Here is a 25,720-nt window from a genome sequence, read left to right as displayed (position 1 = left end):
GGTAAGCCTGCAACAATCAATTTATTAGTGATGACATCGGGATAGTTGAACTGAAAGAATATAAATAAGCCACATTGTCTTCTGTAAGATAAAAGGTTTAATAGAATCGTAGCAAGATGCAATATTCCTGCACTTCATGAGAAAAAGACTGGCATTTCCGAAATTTTACTCATACAATAAAATTTCGTTGTTGCAGGGAGGGCAATACTATGAACTGGTGGACTTCAGTAGTTGATGGAACCAAGTCAGTTGGTGATGGGGCAACATGGGTTTGGAATAACGCCATAAAGCAAACCGTAGGTTATGCTGCAAATACTGCATTTTATGTAGCCGAACAAGTCTTAGCCTTGCGCGAGGCAATTCCTGCAGTGGTCACTCCCCCCGTCATGAAAATCGTCAAGGGCGGAGGGAATATACTCGTGCATGATGTCCTGCCTGTGGTGGGGGCACACTATGCAAATAATAGCATTCAAAATTATTTACGCCCAGAAGACCCAACGGGAATGTTGGCATCTTATATGGTTGCACCTACTTTAACTTTAATAAATTATGCGGTATGGGGATTTACTTATAGACAAGCATCAAAAGTAGTTGTCCATACTTTAGCTCTTGATGCATTAGGTTCATCTGCTTTTAACGAGCATAAAGGAAAACTCAATCCAGCACCACCAACACTCTGTAGCGAAAAAGAGGAAGATTGTAACTTCAAACGCAAATTTAAAGGTTCACTACGCGAACCTATTGTATTGGCTGTTAATGATCTTGTGCTTCTGGGGATTAGTAAATTTGTTCCCTATGGAGAGCAAGTTGCATGGATATTAGGTATCTTTTTTTATGGTGAATACATCACACGCATGGCAACACCAGAACGCTGTGAGCGACATAAGGCGATGAAATCTGAATCCATACTGTCATTAGGGTTAGCTTATACAGGAACCTCGGCTTTGATGGATTATGCACTTGAGTCTACCGTAGGTATGCCTCCATATCTTTACCTCAGGACATTGCGCCATTTATTACTCTTAGCACATATTAATGTGGCATCGCATATGACTTTGCCTTTGGTACGTTCAACAAAAGATACAATTCCGATTGATCCTTTAGTAATTTATGATCGTACCAAGCGATTCGCAGTTGATGTTCTATTTGCAGGATTGATGCAACGAATACCTATTGATTTTAAACCGCCTCCAGGCGCCAAACCCTTTATTCCTTTATCAACCGTTTTCAAATTCCTAACCAAGGTACTTGAAAGTGATTTAGAGCAAGTTAAACCTGCGCCACCTGGATTTTTTAAGAAAACAACAAATTATCTCCTACCCAGTATGTTTCATGGCCCCAAAAATGCAGTCAATGATCCCGTGATCAAGGAATTTTGGCCTGATATACGCAGTGATTTACTCTATATTATAGAAATCGTGGAAGCTACAAAACCGGTTAAATCGTTAACTACAGCACCCACAGCAATCGCGTCTACCGTTAAATATACACTCCCAGTCGTATTAAACTACCGCTTTGGTTTACCTATAAAACTGTCTGAGTTCTTATTATCTTTGAGTAAAAAAGAAGATTTTTGGGATTTTGTTACCGCACTAAAATTATGGCTTGAACGCAATAATGTATCTTATGCGGTAAATTTGGCAAAAGGAACTCGCAGTGCAGGCTTACATGAATCGAACAGGATTATTGAGCTTCCAGAAGAGCCTAAAACCCAAGTTGTACCTTCAGCAAATGAATTAAAAACACCAAGAACGCCAACAGTGACTGAGGCCAGGCAATTAATTCCCTCAAAAACTTTGACCGGAGTAACCGCAAATAGTTTATTTTCTACCAAACAGCGATCTAGGCCGATGAGCAATCAGCCACCACAAAGAGCGGATCTCCCTTCGTCATCCCAAGATGAACTTTCTGCAGCGGTTGTACACAATTAACAACTTGAGGAGTCGAAAGAATGCCTGTAGCGATTTGGATTCTTTCGATCACCTTGGTGGGAATTGCTTTTCGCCGAATGACCCCAGTCTTTATTCCAATCTGGCTTATTACAACTGCGGGCGCTACTGCTGCACTATTATTGAACCAAATCTCCCCCCTGCACGCCATTGCAGCAATTGAACCAGACGTGATGCTTTATTTGTTTGGCGTTCTTCTCATCGCACAAGCAGCAGAAGACAGTGGCTATCTGGAACAATTAACTGATAAATTGTTCTATCATGCACATACAGGAAAACAAGCCTTATTCATAATTCTATTTGTTCTTGGATTAAGTTCTTCCTTGTTGATGAATGATACCATTGCAATCATAGGCACACCCATTATCATCCAATTGTGCCAATCCCATAAAAAGCTAATCAAACCCTTGCTTTTTTGCATTGGCATTTTCTATCACCATCGGCAGTACACTAAGTCCAATTGGCAATCCGCAAAATTTATTAATTGCGGTAAAAGGTGAGATGCCATCACCTTTTTTCCAATTTGTTAAACTACTGGCGCTCCCCACATTAATAAATCTTGGAGTTACTTATTTATTCATCTGCTTTTTTTATGGAACTATCTTAGACGAGCCCATTGAGAAACCAATTCCTTCTCCTGTCAGTGACTCTCATACCGTCATGCTGGTCAAACTGAGCTTAATCATTTTATTGTTATTAATAATTGTTAAAATCATGTTGGATTGCTTACAATCATCCATCCACTTAAATTTCAGTCATATGGCAATTGTCTCATCCTTGCCACTTTTACTGAGTTCATATCGAAAAAAATTCATCACCCGCCTGGACTGGGGTTCTTTGGCTTTTTTTGCAAGTACTTTTGTATTAATGCAAAGTGTTTGGGATAGTGGATTTTTTCAAACCAGCATCAATCATTTTCATCTTACGATTACCCAGATTCCAGTTATTTTGATTATCAGCATCATTCTTAGTCAATTTATATCGAATGTACCTATGGTCGCTTTATATTTACCGCTTCTTATGCAACATCCAGTTTCTGACACCAGTTTATTAGCTTTAGCAGCAGGAAGTACGATTGCGGGTAATTTATCAATTTTGGGGGCAGCGAGTAACATCATCATTATTCAAAATTGCGAAAAACGAGGCATAAGAGGTTTTGATTTTCTTGAATTTATAAAAAAAGGGGCTCCTCTTACTCTCGCTAATATTTTGATTTATGCCTATTTTCTTTAAAACAAGGTACGGCTCCCTCAATAGCATCAACTTAAGCGTATAGCCAGGATGGAGTAATGTGGAATCCGCGTTTCTTGGCAAAGAGCTCCCGGGTTATGAGTTATGTCTACGTCTGGGCGAACATCGTCAGCCTAAACGAAGTGAGGGATCTCAACTAGATGGTCCGACATTATGATAATACCCAATTAGAGATCCTTGGTCATAAGCTCCTCAGGCTGACGTCGTTGTCTGCGTAGAGCCCCCCTGTTCTCACTTCGTTCCACCGCGCTACAAACGTTCGCCAAGTTGGATTGCACAACTACTTGCCATATTAAATACAATGGTGTTATATTTGCGCGCGAATTAGTTTATTACAAAGCAAATTTCAATAAAAACCAAGGCAAAGTTATGGAAATCCTAAACAAATGAATCAATCATTGCCTTCCCAGCGCTCTCGCTGTTTCTTACTTCTGACTGTAAGTGTTATTACCTCTCTTATCCTATTAATCAATGTATCGTTTAAAATCGTTCTCATCGATGGATTAATATTCTCTGTGAACTGCTTAATCGCTCCATTAATAGCCGGTTTATATTTATTAGCATTAAGAAATTGTACGATTAAAGAACATAGACATTTGCTAAATATTTCGTTAATGACTTTATATGTTTTTTGCATAGGGGTTTATGTACTGATACATTTACCCGCAGCTGAATACATGCATGACAACCCCGTTTATCAAATTATTTTTGAAGACCTCCCCAGGAAATTCTTTGCAACTACCATTTCATTTGCTCTTAGTTTCTACCTACCGCATCTTTTGTTTTATCCTAAGTCCAGTAAAATGTTACCTTCCCCAAAACAATGTATGCTCCTTGCGGTATTAGGCGGTATTAGTTTTTTTGGACTCGATTTCTTCCTCTTGTTTTCAGGAGTTCATCTTCAAAGTTTCAAACAAATTTTTATTGACTCCTTCATGATTGCCTCACTCATACTGCTTCTAATTGGTTTGTTTTATCTAACTTTTTTGCTCAAATATCAGAGTTCTTTTTTCAATCCAGAACATGGCAGAGAAGGATTACCCTTATATCATTACTTTATTTGTGTTGCGATCGTCATCATGCTTATTTGCCTGGCTTGTGAATATAGAATCGTAACTATTATCAATAAATATATGGTTTTATCAGCCAGCTCTATATTTTTTCCCTTTACTCTGATGATTAGCACAATCCTCGGTGAACTTTGGGGCTATCGAGTTAACCTAAAATTATGCCTGATACTCATTGCAACCCAATTTACATTTGACGTTTTGCTTATAGGACTCGTTGCTTTGCCATCTCCAACGTTCTTTAATTTGAATCCTTTTTACAATTACATCATGCTAAAAAGACTGCCTACGGCTTCGGTAGCGTTGTTTGTTGCCTTTATTAGTAATGCCTTGCTGCTCCACTATTTAAAATGCTGCAAGTGGAATTTGCATCGTCCATTACGTATCTTGATTGCTAATTTTTGTTCGAATTCTTTATTATGCTTAATTGACTACAGCTTATTATTCGGTGGCATTTATCCTTATGATCAAGTTATTGATTTGGTAGTTAATGTTTGGCATTACAAATTATTAATGACGCTAATTCTCCTACCTTTTATTCTATGGTTTTGTACTCATATGGAGAAAAATAAAGCGTTGACTCTGCAGTATGACTGATGGGCTAAATGTGCCTGGGAAAATCCAACATACAACCCTGATTCCGCTGCGTTTCATCCTGGCTACAAAGAACTTTCCGGGCAGATCTTCTCTATCCCATGGACAAGCCGTGGGATAGAGATGGACTAGTTGTTCAGCGATGCATTGAGGATTCAGAAAGAACGTACCAAGCAAAAGTTTTCAGGTCATTCCTTTTTCAAGGGCCTTTTCCAGCCATAGACTGTTTTTTGTTTTGATTCAGTTAGCGTTAACTCACCGGGAGGAACATTCTTCCGGATGGTACTACCTGCACCTATCGTTGCATTTGCACCTATTATCACTGGAGCAACCAACTGGGTATCTGAACCAATAAAAACTCCATCTTCAATAACGGTTTTGTGTTTGTTAACCCCATCGTAATTGCACGTAATCGTACCTGCTCCTACATTAACTTTTTTCCCCAGGCTGACATCCCCCAAATAACTTAAATGACTTGCTTTGGCTCCTTCATCAAATACAGCTTTTTTGGTTTCCACAAAATTACCTATTTTGCAGTTTGCAGCTAATTCAGTGCCGGCTCTTAAACGGGCAAAAGGACCAATGGCACAATCATTTGCTATGTTACAACCTTCCAATACGCTATTAGCATAAATTTCACAGCCAGCACCCAAGCTCACATCAGTAAGGATGCAATTAGGTCCAATAGAGCAACCATCGCCAATAACCACTTTACCTTTGAACACACAATTGACATCTATGTATACATCTTTGCCACAGACTAACTCACCACGGAGATCAAAGCGATGTGCATCAGCAAGGGTTACTCCTTGCAGCAACAATTGTTCAGCGTGTCTTAGTTGCCAGATTCGCTCTAATTGTTGGAGTTGCAGGCGGTTATTTACACCCTGGATTTCTGCGCTATCTTTTACACTCAGTGTTCGAATTGGGGTTTGACTGGCAACAGCTAAAGCAATGATTTCTGTTAAATAGTATTCAGATTGAGCGTTATCATTATTCAACATGGGCAACCATCTTCCTAAATCATCAGACATTGCACAACAAATACCTGAATAAATTTCTTTTATATTCTTTTCTTGCTCATTTGCATCTTTTTCTTCTACAATGATGGAAACTTCACCTTGGTTGTCTCTAATAATACGCCCAAGTCCGCTAGGATCTTCGAGATGAGCAACCAATAGTGTCAAAACGGATTTATAAGAATTTGCTGAAGTGTTGCACTCAATTAAAGTTCGCAGCGTGCTTGCTTGAATAAGCGGTACATCAGCAGATAAAACAAGAACTTGTGTTTGTGGTGGAATAAAAGGTAATGCCTGCATAACAGCATGACCTGTACCTAATTGTTCTGCCTGATATACCCAATGCACAGGTAAGTCAGGGAGTGAGTTCTTAAGTTGTTCACCACCATGACCATATATAACATGGATTACATCAGGATTTAGTTGCTGTGCTGTTTCCACTACCCGAGTCAACATAGGCTTCCCAGCAATTTGGTGAAGTACTTTAGGAGTACTGGAATACATTCGTTTACCCTGGCCTGCAGCTAAAATAATAATTTGTAAGTTCATGTAGTTATGAGTTCCTAAGTTAAAAACAATAACAGGTTTGCAATGAGATAATCTGCTTAATATAAAAATTAGTAAATGATAACTAAATTAAAGTTCAAGGAGTAGAGCAATGACTATTTTTCTAATGGTTCTGAAAAAATTAATCAAAGAACAATTGAGCCCTCTCAGTGCAAGCTTAGATAGTAAATCTAAAACTTATGGACATAATAAAATACTATCCAAAGAACAAAAAGACCTTATAGATGAATTATCAGATAAAGTAGTCCAATATTTAAGCAGCGGCACAGATGAAGAAAATGTTAAAGAGATTACTCAATTGATTACAGATTATCGTTCAAGTGTCCAAATAAAAAGAGAATCGCATGGAGAACCCAAAGATAAAGGCGAAACCATCGGGTGCCTCAATGACCTGGTTTTTCATATCAGCGGCTTTCATGACAAATTGAAAGCGTTCAAAGAGTCAGGTCCATATGATTTTAATTTAATTGATAAAGAATTTAAGAATAATCCTGAACATATTGTTTATTATCATGCTGTTTATTATTTCGGTGAAGAAATATTTTGCCCCAAATCAGGTATTGATGTGAAACTCCGAGCGGAAAAAGAAAAAAAATTGGGCGACAGACTTCAGTCCTTATTTGAATTAATTAAACCTTCTCATAACCTCGAAGAACAAAAAAAACGAACCCTTCAGGTTTTAGGCGACTTGGCAGAAGACAATAAAAGAACGTTAAAAAAAGATAAAAGCTCTTATACACTGCCTTACTTCTCATTCTATGGAGTAGCACTAACATTACCAACAGATTGGTTTTCTCCCAGCGAAGGGCGTTTAGGCGAACAATTGAATTTGGCCATTAGAAAAATTAATGAGATAACTCTCGAGAAATTTGAAGCATCACCTGAAAATTCAGTTTCAAAACAAAAAGAGCTAAATTAATATTTGTGCTGCACTAGATGATACCAATTGCCATGAGTATAACCCGGGAAACCATACCTGGGTTTTACAGGCATAGCCCTTAAGTTGCTGACAATTATATTATAAAGTCTGCCTCTAAATTTAAATGCCTATCATAGACGAAGAAAAAACATGAACGCTTGCCTATGAAGTCAATTCACCACATAGATCTGTTTCCATCAACTTCTTTATTTCTACAATTTCTAATCGTTTACTCAGCAAATACAATAATTTGCAATGTGCTGCCTCAGGAGTCATATCATGACCACTAACTAACCCCGCATTTTTTAAGGAATGTCCTGTAGCATATTGACTCATTTCTACTCCACCTTGTTGGCATTGAGTACAATTAATAATGATCACTCCTCGCGCACAAGCATCTTGGAGCAATTTTAAAAAACGAGGATCGTTATTTTGAGCGTTACCCGCACCATAGGTTTCCAAAATCAAACCGCATAGGGGCTGATTTAAAATATAAGCCAAAACATCGGTGGCAAATCCCGGGAATAATCTGAAGTTAGCTATAAATTGGGGTTCAATCGTTTGTAAATGAAATGACTGCTGCGGTTTTTTGAGCAAAAGGTTTTTATGTACCTTGATATCTATTCCTATAGCCGCTAGATGAGGATAATTCGGTGAATCAAACGCTTTAAATCCCTGTGAACTAATTTTTTGGGTTCGATTCCCACGTAATAAATGCTGATTAAAGTAAATGCATACTTCATGTATGGGTTGATTGGCACAAAGCCATAATGAAGTAACCACATTATCTATTGCGTCATTACGAACTTCTGATAAAGGAATTTGGGATCCTGTGATAATCACTGGTTTACTTAAATTCTCCAACATAAAAGATAAAGCTGATGCAGTATAAGCCATGGTATCCGTACCGTGGAATACGACAAAACCATCAAAATGCGCATAATCATCGGCAATATCTCGGGCAATTCGATTCCAGTCATGCACCGTCATATTGGATGAATCAAGCAAAGGATGATATTCCTTTATCGAATACTCAGGCATGTCTTGATGCATCAACAAAGGAATTTGTTGCAATGCAGCTTCCACATATCCCGGAGCAGGCTCATATCCATTTTTTGTTTTAATGCTGCTAATCGTGCCGCCCGTATTAATAATTAAGATTCTCTTTTTCATATGATTGTAAATTGAAATACTTGTTCCAATTATATAACTAAAAAATTGCAAATAGTGTATAATTTTTATTAAATGCGATATGGTGCCAGGTATCCGGGTTAATCTGATCTCAAATTTCTCTGGTTGCTTCGCTGTGCTTTCTTAAGTTAAGGATCTTGACATTCCGTCAGTTGAGAATTTTTGTCATTCCTAAGCGCGCAGGTAGGATTCTATTTCGACTTAGAGCACTAAGCCAATCTAAAAATGGATCTTTGCCTTCGCGGAGATGACCAAGATTACAGCTTAAATCGATCAGCTTAATGGCAATAGCGCCAATATTCAGAAATAGAACATGATAGTTTTTATTGAGTAGTTACCTTTTTTCAATAATAATTACAGATTTAATTGCCAAGGTCTTGCAGTTTATGGAAAAATCGAGCTATTAGCGGTTTAATCTAAACAGTGACATCATGGTGATTGATCGTGCCGGTTATCGGTTGAATGTAGGTATTATCCTTGTCAACGCACAGAATAGGGTTTTTTGGGGTAGAAGAACTGGTCATGATGCTTGGCAATTTCCGCAAGGCGGCTTGGCCGCAGGCGAAACATCATTAGAAGCAATGTTCCGGGAATTGCATGAGGAAGTAGGTTTGGATAAGGAAGATGTTGAAGTCATTGGCTCGACCAAGCGTTGGCTTAAGTACAGACTTCCAAAACAATATCTACGTCATGGCAGCGAGCCTTTAGTAATAGGGCAAAAACAGAAATGGTACTTGTTAAAGCTCATTGCCAGTGAGCAAAAAGTCAAACTGGATCTCAGTGACTCACCAGAATTTGACAGCTGGCGTTGGGTTGATTTTCACGAGCCAGAAGGACAGGTTATCTTTTTTAAACGCCAAGTTTACATGCAAGCGTTAAAAGAGCTTGAACCTTTATTAAAAAAGAATCGCCGTACACCTTACGGCATGAAACGAAAGAAAGGCCATAGGTCACGCGAGATATAATGATCTTACAATTCCGATGACCATTTACAAAAAGAGGTAATCATAGGCATAGATGCTCAAAGTACTTAAGCGGATAGTTCAAGAAGTCACTGCTGCCAAGCAGCTCTCAGAGGCCCTTGGCATTTTGGTGCAACAAATTAATAAAGCCATTAATGTAGAGGCCGCTTCCGTTTACCTCATCGATACCAAACATGCCGAATACGTTCTTATTGCAACCGAAGGTTTAAACAAGCAAGCTCAATTCCGAGTTCGCATTGCATTTGATAGTGGCCTGGTAGGTCTTGTCGGACGACGCGAAGAACCGATTAATCTCGAAGATGCACCCTCTCATCCTGATTTCTATCATAATACCTTATTGGGAGAAGAACACCTTAAGGCATTTTTAGGCGTGCCGATTATTCAACATAGAAAGCTCTATGGTGTGCTCATTGTTCAACAAACAGAACAACGTTACTTCGATGATACGGAAGAATCTTTTTTAATTACCCTGGCAGCCCAACTTGGTGGAATTATCGCTCATGCCGAAGCAACAGGCGAATTGGCTGAGTTAACTCAACCCAAGCCTATGGGGGTTACTAAAAAAGTCGACTTAAGCCCTGCAGCACTGGCAGGAATTGGTTCTGTTCCAGGTATCGGGATAGGTACTGCAGTGGTTGTATACCCACAAGCAGATATCGATGCAGTTCCACAAAATCCTGTCGAGACTTTGGATGAGGAAATTAATGCGTTTTATGAAGCACTGGAATCCACTAGAGAGGACATGCATCGCTTAAGCAAACGCATGAAATCCGTTGTTGCAGAAGATGAGCATGCTCTATTCGATGTCTACTTGCGTATTCTTGATAAAGACAGCTTGGGCATTGAAGTAGAACATGTGATTCGTAGCGAGAAAATTGGGGCTCAGGCAGCCTTGGCGACTGTGATTAAAAAGCACATCGCCCAATTTGAAAGCATGGAAGATTCATACCTTCGTGAACGGGCTAGTGATTTTCGTGATTTGGGACGGCGCGTTTTAGCCGCATTACAATGGTCACAACAAGAAGAAATTGTTTACCCCAAAAGAACGGTCCTGGTCGGAGAGGAAGTAACCGCCGCAGCATTAGCAGAAGTCCCTGAAGGATATCTGGCGGGAGTGGTATCGGCCAAGGGCTCTAATAACTCTCATGTCGCTATTTTAGCCCGCGCGCTTGGCATACCCACAGTGATGGGTGTTCGTGGTTTAAAATTAGATTTGATCTCTCGCCGTGCCATTGTTGTTGATGGATATTATGGACAAGTTTATATTTCACCATCGAAATCAGTGCTCGCAGAATTCAAACTCCTCGAGCAAGAAGAGCAGGCATTAACTCAGAGCCTGGTAAGTTTACGAGATAAACCTGCAGAAACGATTGATAACTATAAAGTATCGTTGCAAGTAAACACGGGTTTAGCCATGGACGCCGGTTTATCCATGAGTGTCGGCGCAGAAGGAGTTGGTCTATATCGTTCAGAAGTTCCGTTTATGAGCCGCGATCATTTCCCTTCAGAAGATGAGCAAACTATTATTTATCGACAAACCCTGAAAGCTTTTGCCCCCCGTCCGGTGACCATGCGGACGCTGGATATTGGCGGTGATAAAGTATTGCCCTACTTTCCTGTGGCAGAAGATAACCCCTACTTAGGATGGCGAGGGATTCGCGTCACTCTGGATCATCCTGATGTCTTCTTGATGCAAATTCGTGCGATGATGCGTGCGAGTGAAGAGTTAAATAATTTGCGTATCATGCTACCTATGGTCACTAATTTAAGTGAAGTTGAGGAAGCTTCTTATCTTATTGATCAAGCATTTACTGAATTATTAGAAGAAGGGTGTGTCATTGAAAAGCCCAAATTAGGCGTCATGATCGAAGTCCCTGCTGCCGCCTATTTAGCGCGCGAAATTGCCAAGAGAGTTGATTTTATCTCCGTGGGCAGTAATGACTTGACGCAATATTTTCTGGCTGTAGATAGAAACAATGCCCGAGTTGCAGGCCTTTATGACTCGATGCATCCAGCCATGCTGCGTGTTTTGCTAAAGGTTGTTGAAGGCGGTCATGCAGCAGGAGTAGAGGTCAGTATTTGTGGCGAAATGGCCAGCGATCCTTTAGCAGTTATTTTGCTAATTGCTATGGGCTTTGATACTTTAAGTATGAACTCTTCGAGCTTACCGCGAGTAAAATGGGTTATTCGTAATTTCGCCATTGCAAATGCCCGTAAGATTCTTGCTGAAGTACTGGAATTTGAACATCCTGCACAAATACGCTTTCATTTACAAAAAGCCCTGGAAGATGAAGGATTGGGTGGTCTCATCAGAGCCGGAAAGTCTTTATGAATAGAAACCTGATTGAACAATATAGCTTGGGTGCACTCTCTTCATTTTTATGTGCATGTAAATAAAAAAGGAACTTAAAAAGATATGTTCACTTTTCCTTATATAAATCCTGTAGCATTCTCAATAGGTCCGTTACAAGTGCATTGGTACGGATTAATGTATTTGATTGGCTTTGTTAGTGGCTGGTTACTTGCTCACTGGCGTGCAAAGCACTATCAACTGGATTGGACCTCGGAACAAATCAGTGATTTGATCTTTTACGCAGCCCTTGGTGTCATTATTGGCGGACGCATCGGCTATATGCTTTTTTATAATTTCACGGAATTGGTACATGATCCATTGGCATTATTTAAAATCTGGCAAGGAGGAATGTCTTTTCATGGTGGCCTGCTGGGTGTTGCGGTTGCACTCTGGTACTTTTCTCGAAAAAGTGGCAAATCATTCCTGGATGTAGGGGATTTTATTGCCCCACTGGTTCCCATAGGTTTAGGCGCTGGGCGAATTGGTAACTTTATTAACGGTGAATTATGGGGACGGGTTACTGACATGCCTTGGGGTATGGTATATAGCCATGTTGATAATCAACCCCGCCATCCTTCGGAGTTATATGAATTTGGCCTGGAAGGCATTGGCTTGTTCCTTCTCGTTTGGATTTATGCGCGTATACCCCGCCCTACGGGCCGAGTATCCGCTGTTTTTTTAATAGGGTACGCGATTTGTCGTATCATTGCTGAGTTTTTCCGACAACCTGATCCACAACTCGGCTATATTGCCTTTGGATGGTTGACTATGGGACAAATCTTATCTATTCCCATGTTATTACTGGGATTTTGGTTATGGTGGGTTAAACGATGAAAACTTATTTAAACTTGTTAGAACATATTTTACAGCACGGCAACCAAAAAGCAGATCGCACCGGCACAGGAACTTTATCGGTTTTTGGTTATCAAATGCGATTTGATTTACGCCAAGGGTTTCCTTTAGTCACTACCAAAAAATTACATATGCGAAGTATTGTGCATGAATTACTCTGGTTTTTAAAAGGAGATACTAACATCTCCTATTTAAATGAAAACGGGGTTACTATTTGGGACGAATGGGCTGATAGCAATGGGGAGTTGGGGCCTATTTATGGCAAGCAGTGGCGAAATTGGCCAATACCCGATGGCCGCACCATTGATCAACTCAGTGACGTCATACAACAAATAAAAACCAATCCTGATTCACGCCGCTTGTTGGTCAGTGCGTGGAACGTTGGGGAACTGGATCAAATGGCTTTAATGCCCTGTCATGCCCTATTCCAATTTTATGTAGCAAATAAAACCCTTTCTTGTCAGTTATATCAACGCTCTGCTGATGTATTTTTGGGTGTACCTTTTAATATTGCATCTTATTCATTGCTCACTCACATGGTTGCTCAGCAATGCAATCTTAATGTAGGTGATTTTATATGGACCGGTGGCGATTGCCATTTGTATCTCAATCATTTGGAACAGGCGCGCACTCAATTAGCCAGGGAGCCATTACCATTGCCCACCCTGAATATCAAACGCAAGCCGCAATCGTTATTTGAATATGTTTATGATGATTTCGAGTTCGTAAATTATCAATCCCATCCTGCAATCAAAGCGCCTATTGCGGTTTAAATGTATTGTAAGCTGAATCAGCGAAGCGGAACCCAGGAAATCTCAGGTTCAGTTAAACCCAGACTTCGCGCTCCGTTCCCACTTCCCTTAAAAAAAACTGTCGTTCCCGCGAAGGCGGGAACCCATCTCCAGAAAAGCATGGTGCTACTATAAGAATAGATTCCCGCCTTCGCGGGAATGACAAAAATCCCTACTTTTATTGCCAGGCTCCCTTTCCTCCGCTTACTTGCTTTCAAAAAAGTCTACGGATCTCATCAGGTAAAGGCACAGATTTGTTTTGCGTATAATCCACCCATACAATTTTGCAGCTGCCTTGCGCCATGATGACATCATCCTGATACAGATCATGATCCATCATCATGCTTGAATTCCCAAGGCTATGTATTCGCGAGCGCAAAGTTACTATTGCAGGATAAATCACTGGTTTTAAAAAGGTACACGCAACGTGAATTACTACGGGACCAGTTTTTTCAGTCATACTAATATTCAACTGTCTTAACCATTCAATGCGTGCTTCTTGAAAATAATCAAAATAGCGGGCGTTATTTACATGGCCTAGTGCATCCATATCGCCCCAAGCAACGGAAAAAACTTTTTTATGTATTTCAATATTCAAATCAGTCATTTTATCTCCATCATGATAAATCCATAGGGTCGACATCCACATTCCAACGCACACCATTACCTAATTTATTACCTGTTAACCATTCACGCAATTGCGTTAAAGAGTTTTTCAGTATTTTCCTGGAAGAAGATTTAAGTAATAACTGCATGCGGTATTGATTGGCCTTTCGAGGCATAGGGGCAGGCGCTGGTCCCATTACAGTAATGGATGGGGTCAGGATATGCTCTTTAGCTGCATGCAAAAATTTTAATACGCTGCCCGCTACTTTTCCTTGCGCCCTAATTACAGCCAAATAGTGAAAAGGAGGCAGTTGTGCTTTTTGGCGTGTAGCTAATAATGCATCTGCAAATGGATCATATCCTTGTTGAATCAATAAATTAAGTAGGGGATGATTGGGTAAGTGGGTTTGAATCAAAACTTGGCCAGCGAGTTCCTCTCGACCGGCCCGTCCCGAAACTTGCATTAACAATTGCCCCAAATGCTCCAGGGCCCGAAAATCTTGATTATAAAGTCCCGCATCAGCATCGAGCACCACAACCAGAGAAAGGCGCGGAAAATGGTGACCTTTAGCTAACATTTGCGTGCCAACAATTAACTGTGCCTCACCAGTATGAATTTTGTCCAAATGCTCATCAAGAGAATTTTTTTTGCGAACTGCATCACGATCAATTCGCACAACCTCCGTATTTGGAAAATATGTGCTTAAAAACTCATGTATACGTTGCGTACCGGCTCCAACCGGAATTAATTCCTTACTGTGGCAATTATGACATCGTTCCGGAGTTTTTTGGGTCAATCCACAATGATGACAAATCATCTGTCCTAACTGTTTATGCAGAGTCAGATGACTGTCACAAGCACGACAATCAACCATCCAACCACATTGATGACATAAAAGAACAGGAGAGAAACCTCGGCGATTAATAAATACCAAAACCTGATTTTGTTTGAGTAAATGCTCTTTGATAATATGTAAGGTTGGAGTTGCCAAACCATGTTGAAGTGTTTGTGAGCGCAGATCGATCAGTTGATAATGTAATGGAGTTGTCGACAGTGCCTTATGAGTCAAGCGCAACAAAGTGTATTTTTTTTGCGCCACATTATACATACTCTCCAAACTGGGAGTCGCGGAGCCCAAAATGATGGGTATGTTCATTAAATGTGCCCGCATTAACGCCGTATCACGCGCTGAGTAGCGCACCCCCTCCATTTGTTTTAATGATGCATCATGCTCTTCATCAATTACAATTAACCCTAAATCAGGCATAGGTGTAAAAATTGCCGCTCGAGTTCCTATCACTATTTTAACCTTGCCTTCTTTTGCTAATTGCCAAGCAATTTGTCTTTCTGATTCGTTCAGGCTGGAGTGAATCACTGCAACAGACTGTTTAAAGCGTGAGGTAAATCGCGTCACCAATTGTGGAGTTAACCCAATCTCGGGTACCAGGACTAACACTTGCTTTTGTTGCTCAAGTACCTGAGCGATAACATGTAAATAAACTTCTGTTTTGCCGCTTCCTGTAACTCCTTGTAATAAAAAACACTGATATTGATGGAGTGCTTCCTTAATTGCAGCAACAGCTTCAGCTTGTTCAGCATTAAGTATTAATGGAGAAGATGGGGAAGCATTAGCTTGTTCTGGCAGTATAATTTGCTGAGATAAAGAAAGAACCTGAGCCGCAAGCAAGCTACAGAGTTGGGTGGAATTAAATCCTTTTTCTGTCAAACAATATTTGGCAACGGGTTCTTTTTGGGTACTCAGAAATTCAATCAGCTCCTGTTGTTTGCGAGCTCGAGCCGGAATAAGCTTTTTGGCCTCTTCCAGAGGTAATGCCAGTTGATAAAAATCGCTCATAGGTAATTGGCAAGGCAGTCCTAATCGATATTTTTTAGGTATGGCGAGTGGCAATACTTCAGACAAAGGGGACTGATAATAATTGGCAATCCAGGAGCATAACGTCAACATTGCTTTATCAATTAATGGCTGGTCATCAATAATTGTGCTGATGCTTTTTAATGAGGCAACATCGTATGAGGATTTATTTTTGCCGACTACTAAACCTAAACGTATTTGTTTGCGAAATGGAACCCAGACGCGCGTGCCAATGCGAGGAGTAAGTCTTTCACCAACATAATCAAAATAATCTCTATGGGTATGGGGAATACAAACTTGATACACAGTATTCCCATTTTGCTCAATGTGTTGTGTCGTAGGCTCCCCATCATCATGGTGCTCCATCATATCCAGGGAGACTTCAGTAGGCATTGATGAGTGAGGATGGTCTATAGAAGGGTCTTGCTCGCTTTTATTCATGCGCTCTGTGCCATTGATGATTGGCTGATTGTCCTGGAGCTGAAAAAACTTTGACCACCACATGCTCTATACGGTGCCGATCCAATTCGGCTTTATCTTTAATCAGCTCTTGCACAAACCAACGCGATAATTCCTCTACCGTAATATTTGTCACTGGTAATAAAGTCACATCCTCTTTAAGAAAGGGAATCTTTTTATGATTAAAGGTAAAGTAATAGTATTCCTCATCCTCTGCATATTCCAAAAAGGGAGAAAATTGCGGCATCAGAAAAGTTTGATTCAAATAACGACATAACTTATGGACGCGCTCCTTATAATAGCGATAGTCAAAGGTCATCCCATTTTCTTCAACCCAAGTTGTGAGTGCCAAATAAACTCCATACATATGGCCGTGTAATGGTTCTCTTTCCGTTGCAGAAAAAATAGTAGTATGACCAGCAGAAAATTTCATGGATTCTTTTTGTAATTCCACGGTTGTCAGGTATCTTTTTATGTTCATAAACTCACTCGTTTATCATTTAATAGAAATCCATTTAAGGAAATTTCCACATTTTTACTTAAGGCGATTACTTTAAATAACTCCCCCATTTCACTAGGAAGGGTGAGTTGCTTTATCGCTTGTTTTGCCCGTACTTGTTCCAATTCATTATCCAGTGTATTGATTAAGCTTAGCAAACCGTTGGCCAGCAAAAAAGAGGCTTGATTTGTAAAACCTGCAATGTGAAAACCGGCTTGTTGCCCAGCTTCTGCTACATGCGTAAAATCCACATGTGCGGTAATGTCTTGCTCTCCTGGATGCAAAAACGGATCCGGATGACTTTGGTGTTGATAATGACACATTAAAGTGCCCTGATTACGATCAGGATGATAGTACTCATGACGAGGAAATCCATAATCAATCAAAAACACCACGCCTTGTTTTAACATCTGATAATTATTTAAGATCCAGTCATCGATAAAAAGATTCACTTCAGAAAGATAAGGGGTATTTTGTAGCGATAATCGATTATCAATGTAATCCAGCAAACGTTGATTTTGACAGGGTTTAAATAGTTCTGTTAATTGTTGCTGTTCGTTCAAAGCGACATAACTTTCCATAATGCCCTGCTCGGTTTTCATGAATCGATGTACCGGCATAGCATCCAGGACTTCGTTTGCCAAAACCACTCCATTAAAAGGAACTTCGGGCCAGCTATTGAGCCAGGTAACTAAATGAGCCAGATGAGGAATTTTTTGTGCTATGAGCTCGCGTTGACGATGTTGTAAGTTAGCGCTGACCTCCAAAATGCAATAGGTTTCTGGCAACGCGTTATGTTCCGCCAAATGTTCTAATATAGCAACACAAAGAGCGCCCGAACCTGCACCAAACTCGAATAACATCGGCGACTCAAGTTCCATTAATACTTGCTGGCATTGATTCGCTAGCGCTTTACCAAATAAAGGAGTCAATTCAGGAGCGGTAATAAAATCACCATGCTTCCCTAATTTTTGCAACCCGGAACTATAATATCCTTCTCCAGGAGCGTACAATGCAAGTTGCATGAATTCTACGAAGGGAATAGCCTGGCGTTCGGCCAGTAGCGCGTGTAAGGTTTGTATTATACTCATAGTCATACTTTAAAAACTTTAGTCGGGTAAAAAACCGAAGCAACATATCTTGGTTCTAGGTCCCGCGGCTTGTCCGCGGGATGTAAGCCCCAAAGCACGGACTTCGTTTCACCCAGAATAATCGAGAATAGGAACCATACATTGAATCCGACAAACAAACAAGAAGCGAAAGTTGCTTTAGTCACCGGTGGGGCGCGCCGCATCGGCGCCGCGGTTGTCAAAAAACTACATGTAGCAGGATATAAAGTAGTGATTCATTGCCATCAATCATTGCCAGAGGCTCATGCCCTTGCCGTAGGCTTAAATGAACAACGGCCTAATAGTGCCTTTGTTTTACAGAGAGAATTATCTGAACCAGGCGCAGCAGATGAAATGATGATTACAATTCAGGATTGGGTCGGGCGTTTGGATTTATTAGTCAATAATGCTTCTGTATTCATCCGCACTGAATTCACTACATTTGCTGAAACAGATTGGCGTGCTCTTTTTGACATTCATGTTAAAGCACCGTTCTTACTGAGTCTCGCAGCACGCCCTTTATTGGCAAAGCAATCCGGGGTCATTATAAATATAAGCGACATCCATGCAGAAAAACCATTGAAAGGATACTCTGTTTATTGCCAAAGTAAAGCCGCTTTGGAAATGCAGACCCAAAGCCTGGCACGCGAATTTGCTCCTGAAATCAGGGTCAATGCGGTCGCTCCAGGCGCCATTATTTGGCCTGAACATTCCAATACGTTGACTCCAGAAATTCAAGAACAAATTATCGAGAAAACACCGCTAAAAAAACATGGGGATCCAGAATATATTGCCCAGGCGATTTTAGCCTTAGCCGAAAACCCCTACATTACCGGACAAATACTCAAAGTGGACGGGGGCAGAAGCTTGCTTGGCTAATTTATTCATACCTACAGGATTTATAATCGAGATTATAGTGATTTAATTTAATTTTTTATTTAATCACGCGAATTCTGGATGAGAATGGCCTTGAACCAAAGATCGCAGAAAAGATTGAATCGCCTCCAAAGAATCCAATAGGTAAAAACGATTTAATGACGACTCATCAAGTAATTTGCCAAAATAATAACGAACCAAGGACTTACTTTGTAAAACCGCCTTATACTCATCTTCCAGTGCAGCCAACCCTTGTAAATGCGTCATAAACAGATTGATTTTTTCTGCCAGGGTTATCGTAATACTTTGCTGTTCCAATAACTCTTGATAGAGCCAGGGTTTACCACTACCAGCACGCGAGATCATATAAGCATCGCAATCACTTAACTCTATTGCCCTATGCAAGCTGTGGATATTGTTAATATCTCCATTAGCAATCACCGGAATAGAAATGCTTTGTTTTATTTTTGCGATTTGTTGCAAGTCAGAAGCAACATCATAATCATCAATCCAACGCCGACCGTGTACAATCAGCGCATCAGCTCCTGCTTCTTCAATTTTTTTCGCCAGCAGAACATCCTTTGCATCACCTTGAATGCGAACTTTTATAGTTAAGGGAATAAAAATCGCTGCGCGCACTTCTTTAACAATTCGCACTAGGTGATCTGGCTCTTCTAGCAAAGCACTTCCTGCACCTTTTTTACGAATTTTAGGTTTTGGACAGCCACAATTAATGTCGATAATATCCGCGCCATTTTGCTGTAATCGGTGCGCTGCTTGCGCCAAAATAGCTGGTTCTGTACCTGCAATCTGATACGCAAGAATCTGCTCCTGTGGTGCCCGATAAATATAACGTGAATTTGCGGTATGCTTATAAAGAATATCCGTTGCGGAACTCATCTCCGTTACACAATACGCTGGTGCCCGATAATGATTAAATAATGTTCTGAATGGTGCACAGCTATAACCCGCTAAAGGGCCTTGGATTAACCGATTGGACAATGTCAAAGAGCCTATTTGCAAAGAACTGTTAATAAAAGCGTGCATCAATTTAATTCATAGATATAATGAGGGCCAATTTTAACATACTTTAAACCAGAAAAAGCAGTTGAGCTCGACTGTGCACGCTAAAAGACACTGAATCAAATAGGAAAAATCCTTTATGGACAAACGTTATTTATCCCCATTGGAAATGCTTAATATTGCGACACAACATGCCTATGCTGCCGATTATCTATTGCAGCAAATCACCGACTGGACATTCAGGCAAACTGATCCACTTGCAGTATTGACTCCTGTTACTTCATTGATGTATCAAGCTTTTCTATTGACCTTAAAAGCTTATTGTTTGCATGAACACCGCCCAATCAAAGAACACAAAAAACTCATGGAGCTGGTTGAATTAAATAGTCACTTGGGATTTTCACGTCAGGAGCTCGTTTTATTAAAGACGCTGGCAAAGCAACAGGTTTTCCTTAAAGGAGCTGATTATGATTTATGGGAAAACCAACAGCAATTCCAGGTATTTTGTGAAGAGATTCTATCGCTTTATCAAAAGCTACAAACGATGATGCCCCTGGAGCTCCATCCGGATTATCAACAATAAGTGTAGTCTGGGTGAAACACAATGGAACCCGTGTTACGACTTCGCCCATGCTCGAATTCTTGGGTTACTTCACCTCTGAAAATGATTAATTATTGCACAAAAATACACTTGAGCACTTGGCAGCGAATACAATTCACGCTAGGATAAGTTTTTTTATTTAACTCTGTTTGATGTTATTTAGATTAAGGTAGAAATTATGGAGCAAGTAGAAGACAGTAAGACTGGAAATGCTGTGCAACGCCAAATATTACAATTAAGTCATCGCTTAAATTCGCAAATTTTGGGTCAGGATGGATTAATTTCACGTTTACTCATTGCCTTACTTGCAGATGGCCATTTATTAGTTGAAGGAGCACCTGGATTAGCAAAAACACGAGCAGTTAAAGAACTGTCAGATGGTGTTGAAGGTAATTTTCATCGCATCCAGTTTACACCTGATTTATTGCCTGGTGATTTAACCGGTACCGATGTATACCATCCACAAAATGGTTCCTTTGTGTTTCAACCAGGCCCTATATTCCATCACTTGCTTTTGGCAGATGAAATTAACCGTGCCCCAGCAAAAGTACAATCTGCACTTCTTGAGGCAATGGCTGAAAGACAAGTTACCATAGGAGGTAAAACCTATCCTCTACCTGAATTATTTCTAGTCATGGCAACACAAAACCCAATTGAGCAGGAAGGAACGTATCCTTTACCGGAAGCACAATTGGATCGATTTTTGATGTATGTAAAAATTAGTTATCCTGATGCCAAAATAGAGCATGATATTTTAGCCCTGTCGCGCAAAGAAGCTTTAGGCGCGGCTATGGCTACTAAACCTGCTAGCACGGAAAAACTTTCACAAAAAACATTATTTGAAGCGCGTAAACAAGTGCTGAATGTTCATACGAGCGATGCATTGGAAAATTATCTAGTGCAATTAGTAGTAGCAACTCGGAATCCTGGCGTATACAGTGAAGAATTGGGTCGTTGGTTGCGTTTTGGTGCAAGTCCCCGTGCTACGATTGCTTTAGATCGTTGCTCCAAAGCTCATGCATGGCTTTGTGGGAGAGACTATGTTACTCCGGATGACATTCATGTGATTGCCCATGATGTATTACGGCATCGAATTTTATTAAGCTTTGAAGCTGAAGCAGAAGGAATCAATAGCGACGATTTTATTGACTCCTTATTGCGTTTAGTTGCTGTTCCGTAGAAAACAGGCAGGTTGGGCCTTGGACCCAACAAATAATAGCCTTGAATCTGATGAATTTAGCCCCAATCTTCAGAGACATATGAGGTGCACGAGGTTTTTATGGCTAATGGCGTTATTGCAGAATTAAATGAATTGATTGACTTAAGACGTTATGTGCAATCCATTCATTATCGGCCCGAAGGTAAAGCAATACGATCAGGAAATCATTTATCCCAATTACGTGGTCGAGGAATGGATTTTGCCGAAGTAAGAAATTATCAGGCAGGCGATGAAATACGCCATATGGAGTGGCGCGTTACTGCGCGTACCGGCAAGCCACACGTCAAAATTTATCAGGAAGAACGAGAAAGACCGGTGGTAATTCTCACGGATTTCAACCCCTCGATGATTTTCGGTACGCGCATTGCATTTAAATCAGTCATTGCTGCCCGACTCGCAGCGCTTCTTGCCTGGACTGTAATAAAAGAAGGCGATAGAGTAGGAGGAGTATTCTTCTCGGCTACGGATCACAGTGAATTTACTCCACGCAGTCGTGACATGGGCGTACTTCCCTTATTAGCGTCTTTAAGTCGCTATACCGATCAAACTGATGAACAACGCGAAGCGCAACCAAGGCGACTTAGTGATGCATTGGTACGCTTACATCGCGTAGTTAGGCCAGGAAGTATCCTGGTTTTGATCAGTGATTTCTATTCTATGGATAGTGAGTGTGAAAAACATTTAAATCGATTACGCTATCATAATGACATCCTGGCTTATCATATTTGTGACCGCGTGGAGCTTTCTCCGCCTAAACCACAACAATATGCCATAACTAATGGACAGCAAGAGATAATACTTGATACCAGCTTACGATCCGTGAGCACAGCATATGAACAGTATTGTCAGCAACGTATAGAGCTCTTGCAAGCTCAATTGCGACGCTTATACATTCAGTATGTTCAGGTTACAGCCGATGTCGATTTGGCTCCTTTAGTGCGCCAGACGTTTCCCAGGAGGTCTCGTGGCTAATACTGATCCTCTGACGCAGTTAAAAGACATTCATCTACCCACCCCAATTGGTTGGTGGCCGGTTGCTCCTGGGTGGTATATTTTGATTGGCCTTATCTTATTTTTAGCAATGACATTCGCTTATGGTATTTATAAAAAACATCGAAATGCTCTCGCTAAAAAGCAAGCCCTGCTTTTATTAGATAACTATCAAAGCCAATATGAGAAAGAACAAAATGGCGCCCTGACCAGTGCACATATCTCAGAATTATTACGCCGAGTCGCCCTTGTCTATTATCCAAGAGAACAAGTTGCGAGTTTACATGGGGAAGAATGGCTTAAATTTTTAAATGAAACCAGTAAAAATATTGATTTCAATTTGGTAAAGGACTTACTACTCGATGCCCCTTTTAAAACAAGAGAAATCATGGATCTCAAACCATTATTCCATGCGGCGCAACTTTGGATTAAACAAAGAGGGGTGCCATGTTCGAATTAGTTAACCCTTGGGTTTTAATACTCATTCCTTTACCTTTAATCTTCTGGTTTTTGATGCCAAGAGCCAAAGTACAATCGCCTGCTGCGTTGAAAGTACCTTTCTTTGCTGCCATGATTCACATCGCAGATCAAGAAAAGCGTTCTGTTTCTGCCCAATATTCATTGCTCATCCCAGCCATAATATGGTTATTATTGGTCGTTGCTTTAGCAGGCCCTCGCTGGATTGGCGCTCCCAAACCCATCTCTCGTGAGGGTTTTAACATTATGATGGCTTTAGATTTATCTGGCAGTATGGAAATTCCCGATATGCTCTTACATGGACGCCCCGTAAGCCGTTTAAGTGTTGTAAAAAATGCTGCTGAACAATTTGTACAAGAACGAACTGGGGACAAAATTGGGTTAATTCTCTTTGGTACTCGTGCTTATTTACAGACCCCTCTTACCTATGATCGACATAGCATTCTCTTACGACTTGAAGATGCTACTGCAGGGCTTGCTGGTAAAACAACCTCGATTGGTGATGCCGTTGGCCTTGCTGTAAAACGGTTAAATCATGTACCCAAAAAAGGAAGAATTCTTATTTTATTGACCGATGGAGCAAATAACTCTGGTGTACTTGCTCCGTTAAAAGCGGCTGAATTGGCCAAAGAAGAAGGAATCAAAATCTATACAATAGGTTTAGGATCCGAAGCCGATTCAAGAGCCTTAGTCGGTGATTTTATAATGCAAAATGCTTCAGCAGATTTGGATGAAGAAACCCTAAGAAAAATGTCTGACATGACTGAGGGGCGCTATTTCCGCGCTACAGATACTGAAACATTAAATTCAATTTATAAAACAATTAATCAGTTGGAAACTATAAATCAAGAACAGGCTACAGTGCGTCCCCAAAAGGAATATTACCCTTGGTTTGTCGGCTTTGCATTATTGCTGTGTTTCTCTTGGCTGTTGAGAAAAGCAGATTTGAGATTAAACATACGAGCTACGATGACAGATCGGGAGGCCTTAAAGCCATGATTGCAACTTTTCATTTTTTAAGGCCCTGGTGGCTGTTAATGATTTTACCTTTGATAGGATTAGTTTTGGTTTTATGGCGGCAAAAACCTAAATTACATGCTTGGTCGGAAGTGTGCGATCAACATTTGCTTCATCATCTACTACAAAAAAAAGGGCAAGGACAACGTGTGGGCTCCCTGCTTTGTTTGTTTTTAAGTATTCTGTTTATGATTTTTAGTATTGCCGGTCCGGTCTGGTATAAGCTGCCTGTAGCAACCTATAAACCAATACAACCTAGAGTTCTAGTTTTGGATATGTCTGACAATATGATGGCTAATGACTTAACACCCAATCGTCTAAGTCGTGCCAAATTTAAATTGCATGATTTATTTGCCCACAAAGATGTTGGTCAATTTGGCCTTGTTGTCTTTACTAGTGAGCCCTTTGTTGTCTCTCCGCTGACTGATGATGGGCATACTATTTCCTCCTTACTTTCGTCATTAACTCCAGATATCATGCCAGTAGCTGGACAAAACCTTGATAGCGCCTTGAATGAAGCCAGTAATTTAATCAAACAAGCGGGTTATAACCAGGGTCAAATTTTAGTATTAACGGCTGATGCCCCTTCCAGTGCATCAATCGCCCTAGCGAAAAAATTAGCTGACTCAGGTATTTACTCATCTATTATGCCAGTCAAAGCAGATAAGAATTTGAATCCTCTTTTTTCGCGTTTTGCTGATGCAGGTAATGGACAATTGGTAAAATACTCTTCTGATTCTAGTGACTTGGATCAGTGGCTTAAATCCAGTGATAACAATGAATATGCCCTAAGTAAAAATGAAGATATTCCCCTTTGGCGTGATGAAGGACGTTGGTTTTTAATACCTGCGCTGCTGTTACTTTTGCCTGTGTTTCGACGTGGTTGGATACAGAGGATCGCTGTATGATACGTTTTATTATTCTTTTATTCACCTCATTTTTGTCTTTAGCTACCCATGCCTTTAGTTGGCAAGACTTATGGTCTACCTCGGATCAACAAGGGCAAGCGTTGATGGAAAAAAATCAATTTAAACAAGCCAAGGAAACCTTTACACGTAGCGATTGGGCTGCAGCCGCAGCCTATCGTGCAGGCGATTATCAAAAAGCTGCCGAGTTATATCGGGATTTAAAAAATGAACAAGGCTATTATAACCAAGGCAACGCACTGGCTCATATGGGACAATATGAAGAAGCAATTAAAGCCTATGACAAGGCATTGGCAATCAATTCAGCAAATCAGGATGCCATTTATAATCGTAAGTTAGTTGAAGATCTTTTGAAAAAAGATAAAGATAAAAACCAAAACAAAGATCAACAAAACAAAGATCAGCAAAACAAAGATCAACAAAACAAAGATCAGCAAAACAAAGATCAACAAAACAAAGATCAACAAAACAAAGATCAACAAAACAAAGATCAGCAAAACAAAGATCA

The 25,720-nt window shown here is 40.4% G+C and carries 24 protein-coding genes; 17 read left to right on the top strand and 7 right to left on the bottom strand.

Going from position 1 to position 25,720, the window contains the following annotated elements; all coding sequences use genetic code 11:
- Positions 1-209 precede the first annotated feature (209 nt).
- The 4 genes from DGG96_RS05445 to DGG96_RS05435 all read left to right on the top strand — a co-directional run bounded on the left by DGG96_RS05445 (position 210) and on the right by DGG96_RS05435 (position 4,864).
- Positions 210-1,931, top strand: a complete 1,722-nt coding sequence (locus tag DGG96_RS05445) for a hypothetical protein (protein WP_110141947.1) — start codon at positions 210-212, stop codon at positions 1,929-1,931.
- A gap of 20 nt (positions 1,932-1,951) precedes the next feature.
- On the top strand, positions 1,952-2,449 hold the full coding sequence (locus tag DGG96_RS21160; protein WP_233590520.1) for an SLC13 family permease: 498 nt from the start codon (positions 1,952-1,954) through the stop codon (positions 2,447-2,449).
- Positions 2,370-3,182 carry an SLC13 family permease gene (locus tag DGG96_RS05440; RefSeq protein ID WP_233590519.1) on the top strand — a complete coding sequence of 271 codons (813 nt, stop codon included), beginning with the start codon at positions 2,370-2,372 and terminating at the stop codon, positions 3,180-3,182. The genes DGG96_RS21160 and DGG96_RS05440 overlap by 80 nt, the downstream gene beginning before the upstream one ends.
- A 404-nt stretch (positions 3,183-3,586) precedes the next feature.
- Positions 3,587-4,864: a VUT family protein gene (locus DGG96_RS05435; RefSeq protein WP_110141946.1), complete on the top strand. Its 1,278-nt coding sequence runs from the start codon at positions 3,587-3,589 to the stop codon at positions 4,862-4,864.
- 185 nt (positions 4,865-5,049) lie between these two features.
- Here the strand turns inward: DGG96_RS05435 and glmU are convergent, their stop codons facing one another.
- Positions 5,050-6,429 (bottom strand): bifunctional UDP-N-acetylglucosamine diphosphorylase/glucosamine-1-phosphate N-acetyltransferase GlmU, encoded by a 1,380-nt coding sequence (glmU, locus tag DGG96_RS05430; protein WP_110141945.1) that lies wholly within the window; start codon positions 6,427-6,429, stop codon positions 5,050-5,052.
- A gap of 109 nt (positions 6,430-6,538) precedes the next feature.
- On the opposite strand from glmU, the gene DGG96_RS05425 reads away from it, so the two are divergent.
- Positions 6,539-7,366: a hypothetical protein gene (locus DGG96_RS05425; RefSeq protein ID WP_110141944.1), complete on the top strand. Its 828-nt coding sequence runs from the start codon at positions 6,539-6,541 to the stop codon at positions 7,364-7,366.
- Between the two features lie 162 nt (positions 7,367-7,528).
- Here DGG96_RS05425 and ansA read toward each other — a convergent pair whose 3' ends face one another.
- Entirely contained in the window at positions 7,529-8,539 is a 1,011-nt protein-coding gene (ansA, locus tag DGG96_RS05420; protein ID WP_110141943.1) for an asparaginase, read from the bottom strand.
- Positions 8,540-8,988: 449 nt separating this feature from the next.
- On the opposite strand from ansA, the gene DGG96_RS05415 reads away from it, so the two are divergent.
- The 4 genes from DGG96_RS05415 (at position 8,989) to thyA (ending at position 13,518) form a co-directional block, all read left to right on the top strand.
- Entirely contained in the window at positions 8,989-9,522 is a 534-nt protein-coding gene (locus tag DGG96_RS05415) for an RNA pyrophosphohydrolase (RefSeq protein ID WP_110141942.1), read from the top strand.
- Positions 9,523-9,574: 52 nt separating this feature from the next.
- On the top strand, positions 9,575-11,872 hold the full coding sequence (gene ptsP / locus DGG96_RS05410; protein WP_110141941.1) for a phosphoenolpyruvate--protein phosphotransferase: 2,298 nt from the start codon (positions 9,575-9,577) through the stop codon (positions 11,870-11,872).
- Between the two features lie 84 nt (positions 11,873-11,956).
- A complete protein-coding gene (gene lgt, locus DGG96_RS05405) occupies positions 11,957-12,727 on the top strand; it encodes a prolipoprotein diacylglyceryl transferase (protein WP_110141940.1) in 771 nt (256 codons plus the stop codon).
- Entirely contained in the window at positions 12,724-13,518 is a 795-nt protein-coding gene (gene thyA, locus DGG96_RS05400; protein ID WP_110141939.1) for a thymidylate synthase, read from the top strand. Before lgt ends, thyA begins: the two co-directional genes overlap by 4 nt.
- Positions 13,519-13,750: 232 nt before the next feature.
- Here thyA and DGG96_RS05390 read toward each other — a convergent pair whose 3' ends face one another.
- The 4 genes from DGG96_RS05390 to DGG96_RS05375 form a co-directional block, all read right to left on the bottom strand.
- Positions 13,751-14,143 carry an acyl-CoA thioesterase gene (locus tag DGG96_RS05390; RefSeq protein ID WP_110142054.1) on the bottom strand — a complete coding sequence of 131 codons (393 nt, stop codon included), beginning with the start codon at positions 14,141-14,143 and terminating at the stop codon, positions 13,751-13,753.
- Between the two features lie 10 nt (positions 14,144-14,153).
- The gene (locus DGG96_RS05385) at positions 14,154-16,382 is read right to left on the bottom strand and encodes a primosomal protein N' (protein ID WP_233590521.1); all 2,229 of its coding nucleotides are present in this window, start codon (positions 16,380-16,382) and stop codon (positions 14,154-14,156) included.
- A 67-nt stretch (positions 16,383-16,449) separates the two neighbouring features.
- On the bottom strand, positions 16,450-16,956 hold the full coding sequence (locus tag DGG96_RS05380; protein WP_165831581.1) for a 6-pyruvoyl trahydropterin synthase family protein: 507 nt from the start codon (positions 16,954-16,956) through the stop codon (positions 16,450-16,452).
- Entirely contained in the window at positions 16,953-18,065 is a 1,113-nt protein-coding gene (locus tag DGG96_RS05375) for a class I SAM-dependent methyltransferase (RefSeq protein WP_110141936.1), read from the bottom strand. Before DGG96_RS05375 ends, DGG96_RS05380 begins: the two co-directional genes overlap by 4 nt.
- A gap of 141 nt (positions 18,066-18,206) precedes the next feature.
- Between DGG96_RS05375 and DGG96_RS05370 the strand changes: the two genes are divergently transcribed.
- Positions 18,207-18,962: a pteridine reductase gene (locus DGG96_RS05370; RefSeq protein WP_110141935.1), complete on the top strand. Its 756-nt coding sequence runs from the start codon at positions 18,207-18,209 to the stop codon at positions 18,960-18,962.
- Between the two features lie 63 nt (positions 18,963-19,025).
- Here the strand turns inward: DGG96_RS05370 and DGG96_RS05365 are convergent, their stop codons facing one another.
- Positions 19,026-20,006 (bottom strand): tRNA dihydrouridine synthase, encoded by a 981-nt coding sequence (locus tag DGG96_RS05365; protein ID WP_110141934.1) that lies wholly within the window; start codon positions 20,004-20,006, stop codon positions 19,026-19,028.
- Between the two features lie 115 nt (positions 20,007-20,121).
- On the opposite strand from DGG96_RS05365, the gene DGG96_RS05360 reads away from it, so the two are divergent.
- The 7 genes from DGG96_RS05360 to DGG96_RS05330 all read left to right on the top strand — a co-directional run.
- Positions 20,122-20,565: a hypothetical protein gene (locus DGG96_RS05360; RefSeq protein WP_110141933.1), complete on the top strand. Its 444-nt coding sequence runs from the start codon at positions 20,122-20,124 to the stop codon at positions 20,563-20,565.
- Positions 20,566-20,761: 196 nt separating this feature from the next.
- On the top strand, positions 20,762-21,763 hold the full coding sequence (locus DGG96_RS05355) for an AAA family ATPase (protein ID WP_110141932.1): 1,002 nt from the start codon (positions 20,762-20,764) through the stop codon (positions 21,761-21,763).
- Positions 21,764-21,862: 99 nt separating this feature from the next.
- Positions 21,863-22,774, top strand: coding sequence for a DUF58 domain-containing protein (locus tag DGG96_RS05350; protein WP_110141931.1), 912 nt, complete (start codon positions 21,863-21,865; stop codon positions 22,772-22,774).
- Positions 22,767-23,252, top strand: coding sequence for a DUF4381 domain-containing protein (locus tag DGG96_RS05345; RefSeq protein ID WP_110141930.1), 486 nt, complete (start codon positions 22,767-22,769; stop codon positions 23,250-23,252). The genes DGG96_RS05350 and DGG96_RS05345 overlap by 8 nt, the downstream gene beginning before the upstream one ends.
- Complete coding sequence (locus DGG96_RS05340) at positions 23,240-24,268, top strand: vWA domain-containing protein (protein ID WP_110141929.1); 1,029 nt, start codon at positions 23,240-23,242, stop codon at positions 24,266-24,268. The genes DGG96_RS05345 and DGG96_RS05340 overlap by 13 nt, the downstream gene beginning before the upstream one ends.
- Positions 24,265-25,194, top strand: coding sequence for a vWA domain-containing protein (locus tag DGG96_RS05335; protein WP_110141928.1), 930 nt, complete (start codon positions 24,265-24,267; stop codon positions 25,192-25,194). The genes DGG96_RS05340 and DGG96_RS05335 overlap by 4 nt, the downstream gene beginning before the upstream one ends.
- A partial coding sequence (locus DGG96_RS05330) for a tetratricopeptide repeat protein (protein WP_115504292.1) occupies positions 25,191-25,720 on the top strand: 530 nt, incomplete at its 3' end. The genes DGG96_RS05335 and DGG96_RS05330, both read left to right, overlap by 4 nt.

It is taken from the genome of Legionella qingyii (genome assembly GCF_003184185.1).
Note: the sequence above shows the minus strand (reverse complement) of the source record. Positions and strands in the feature narration are given on the sequence as shown.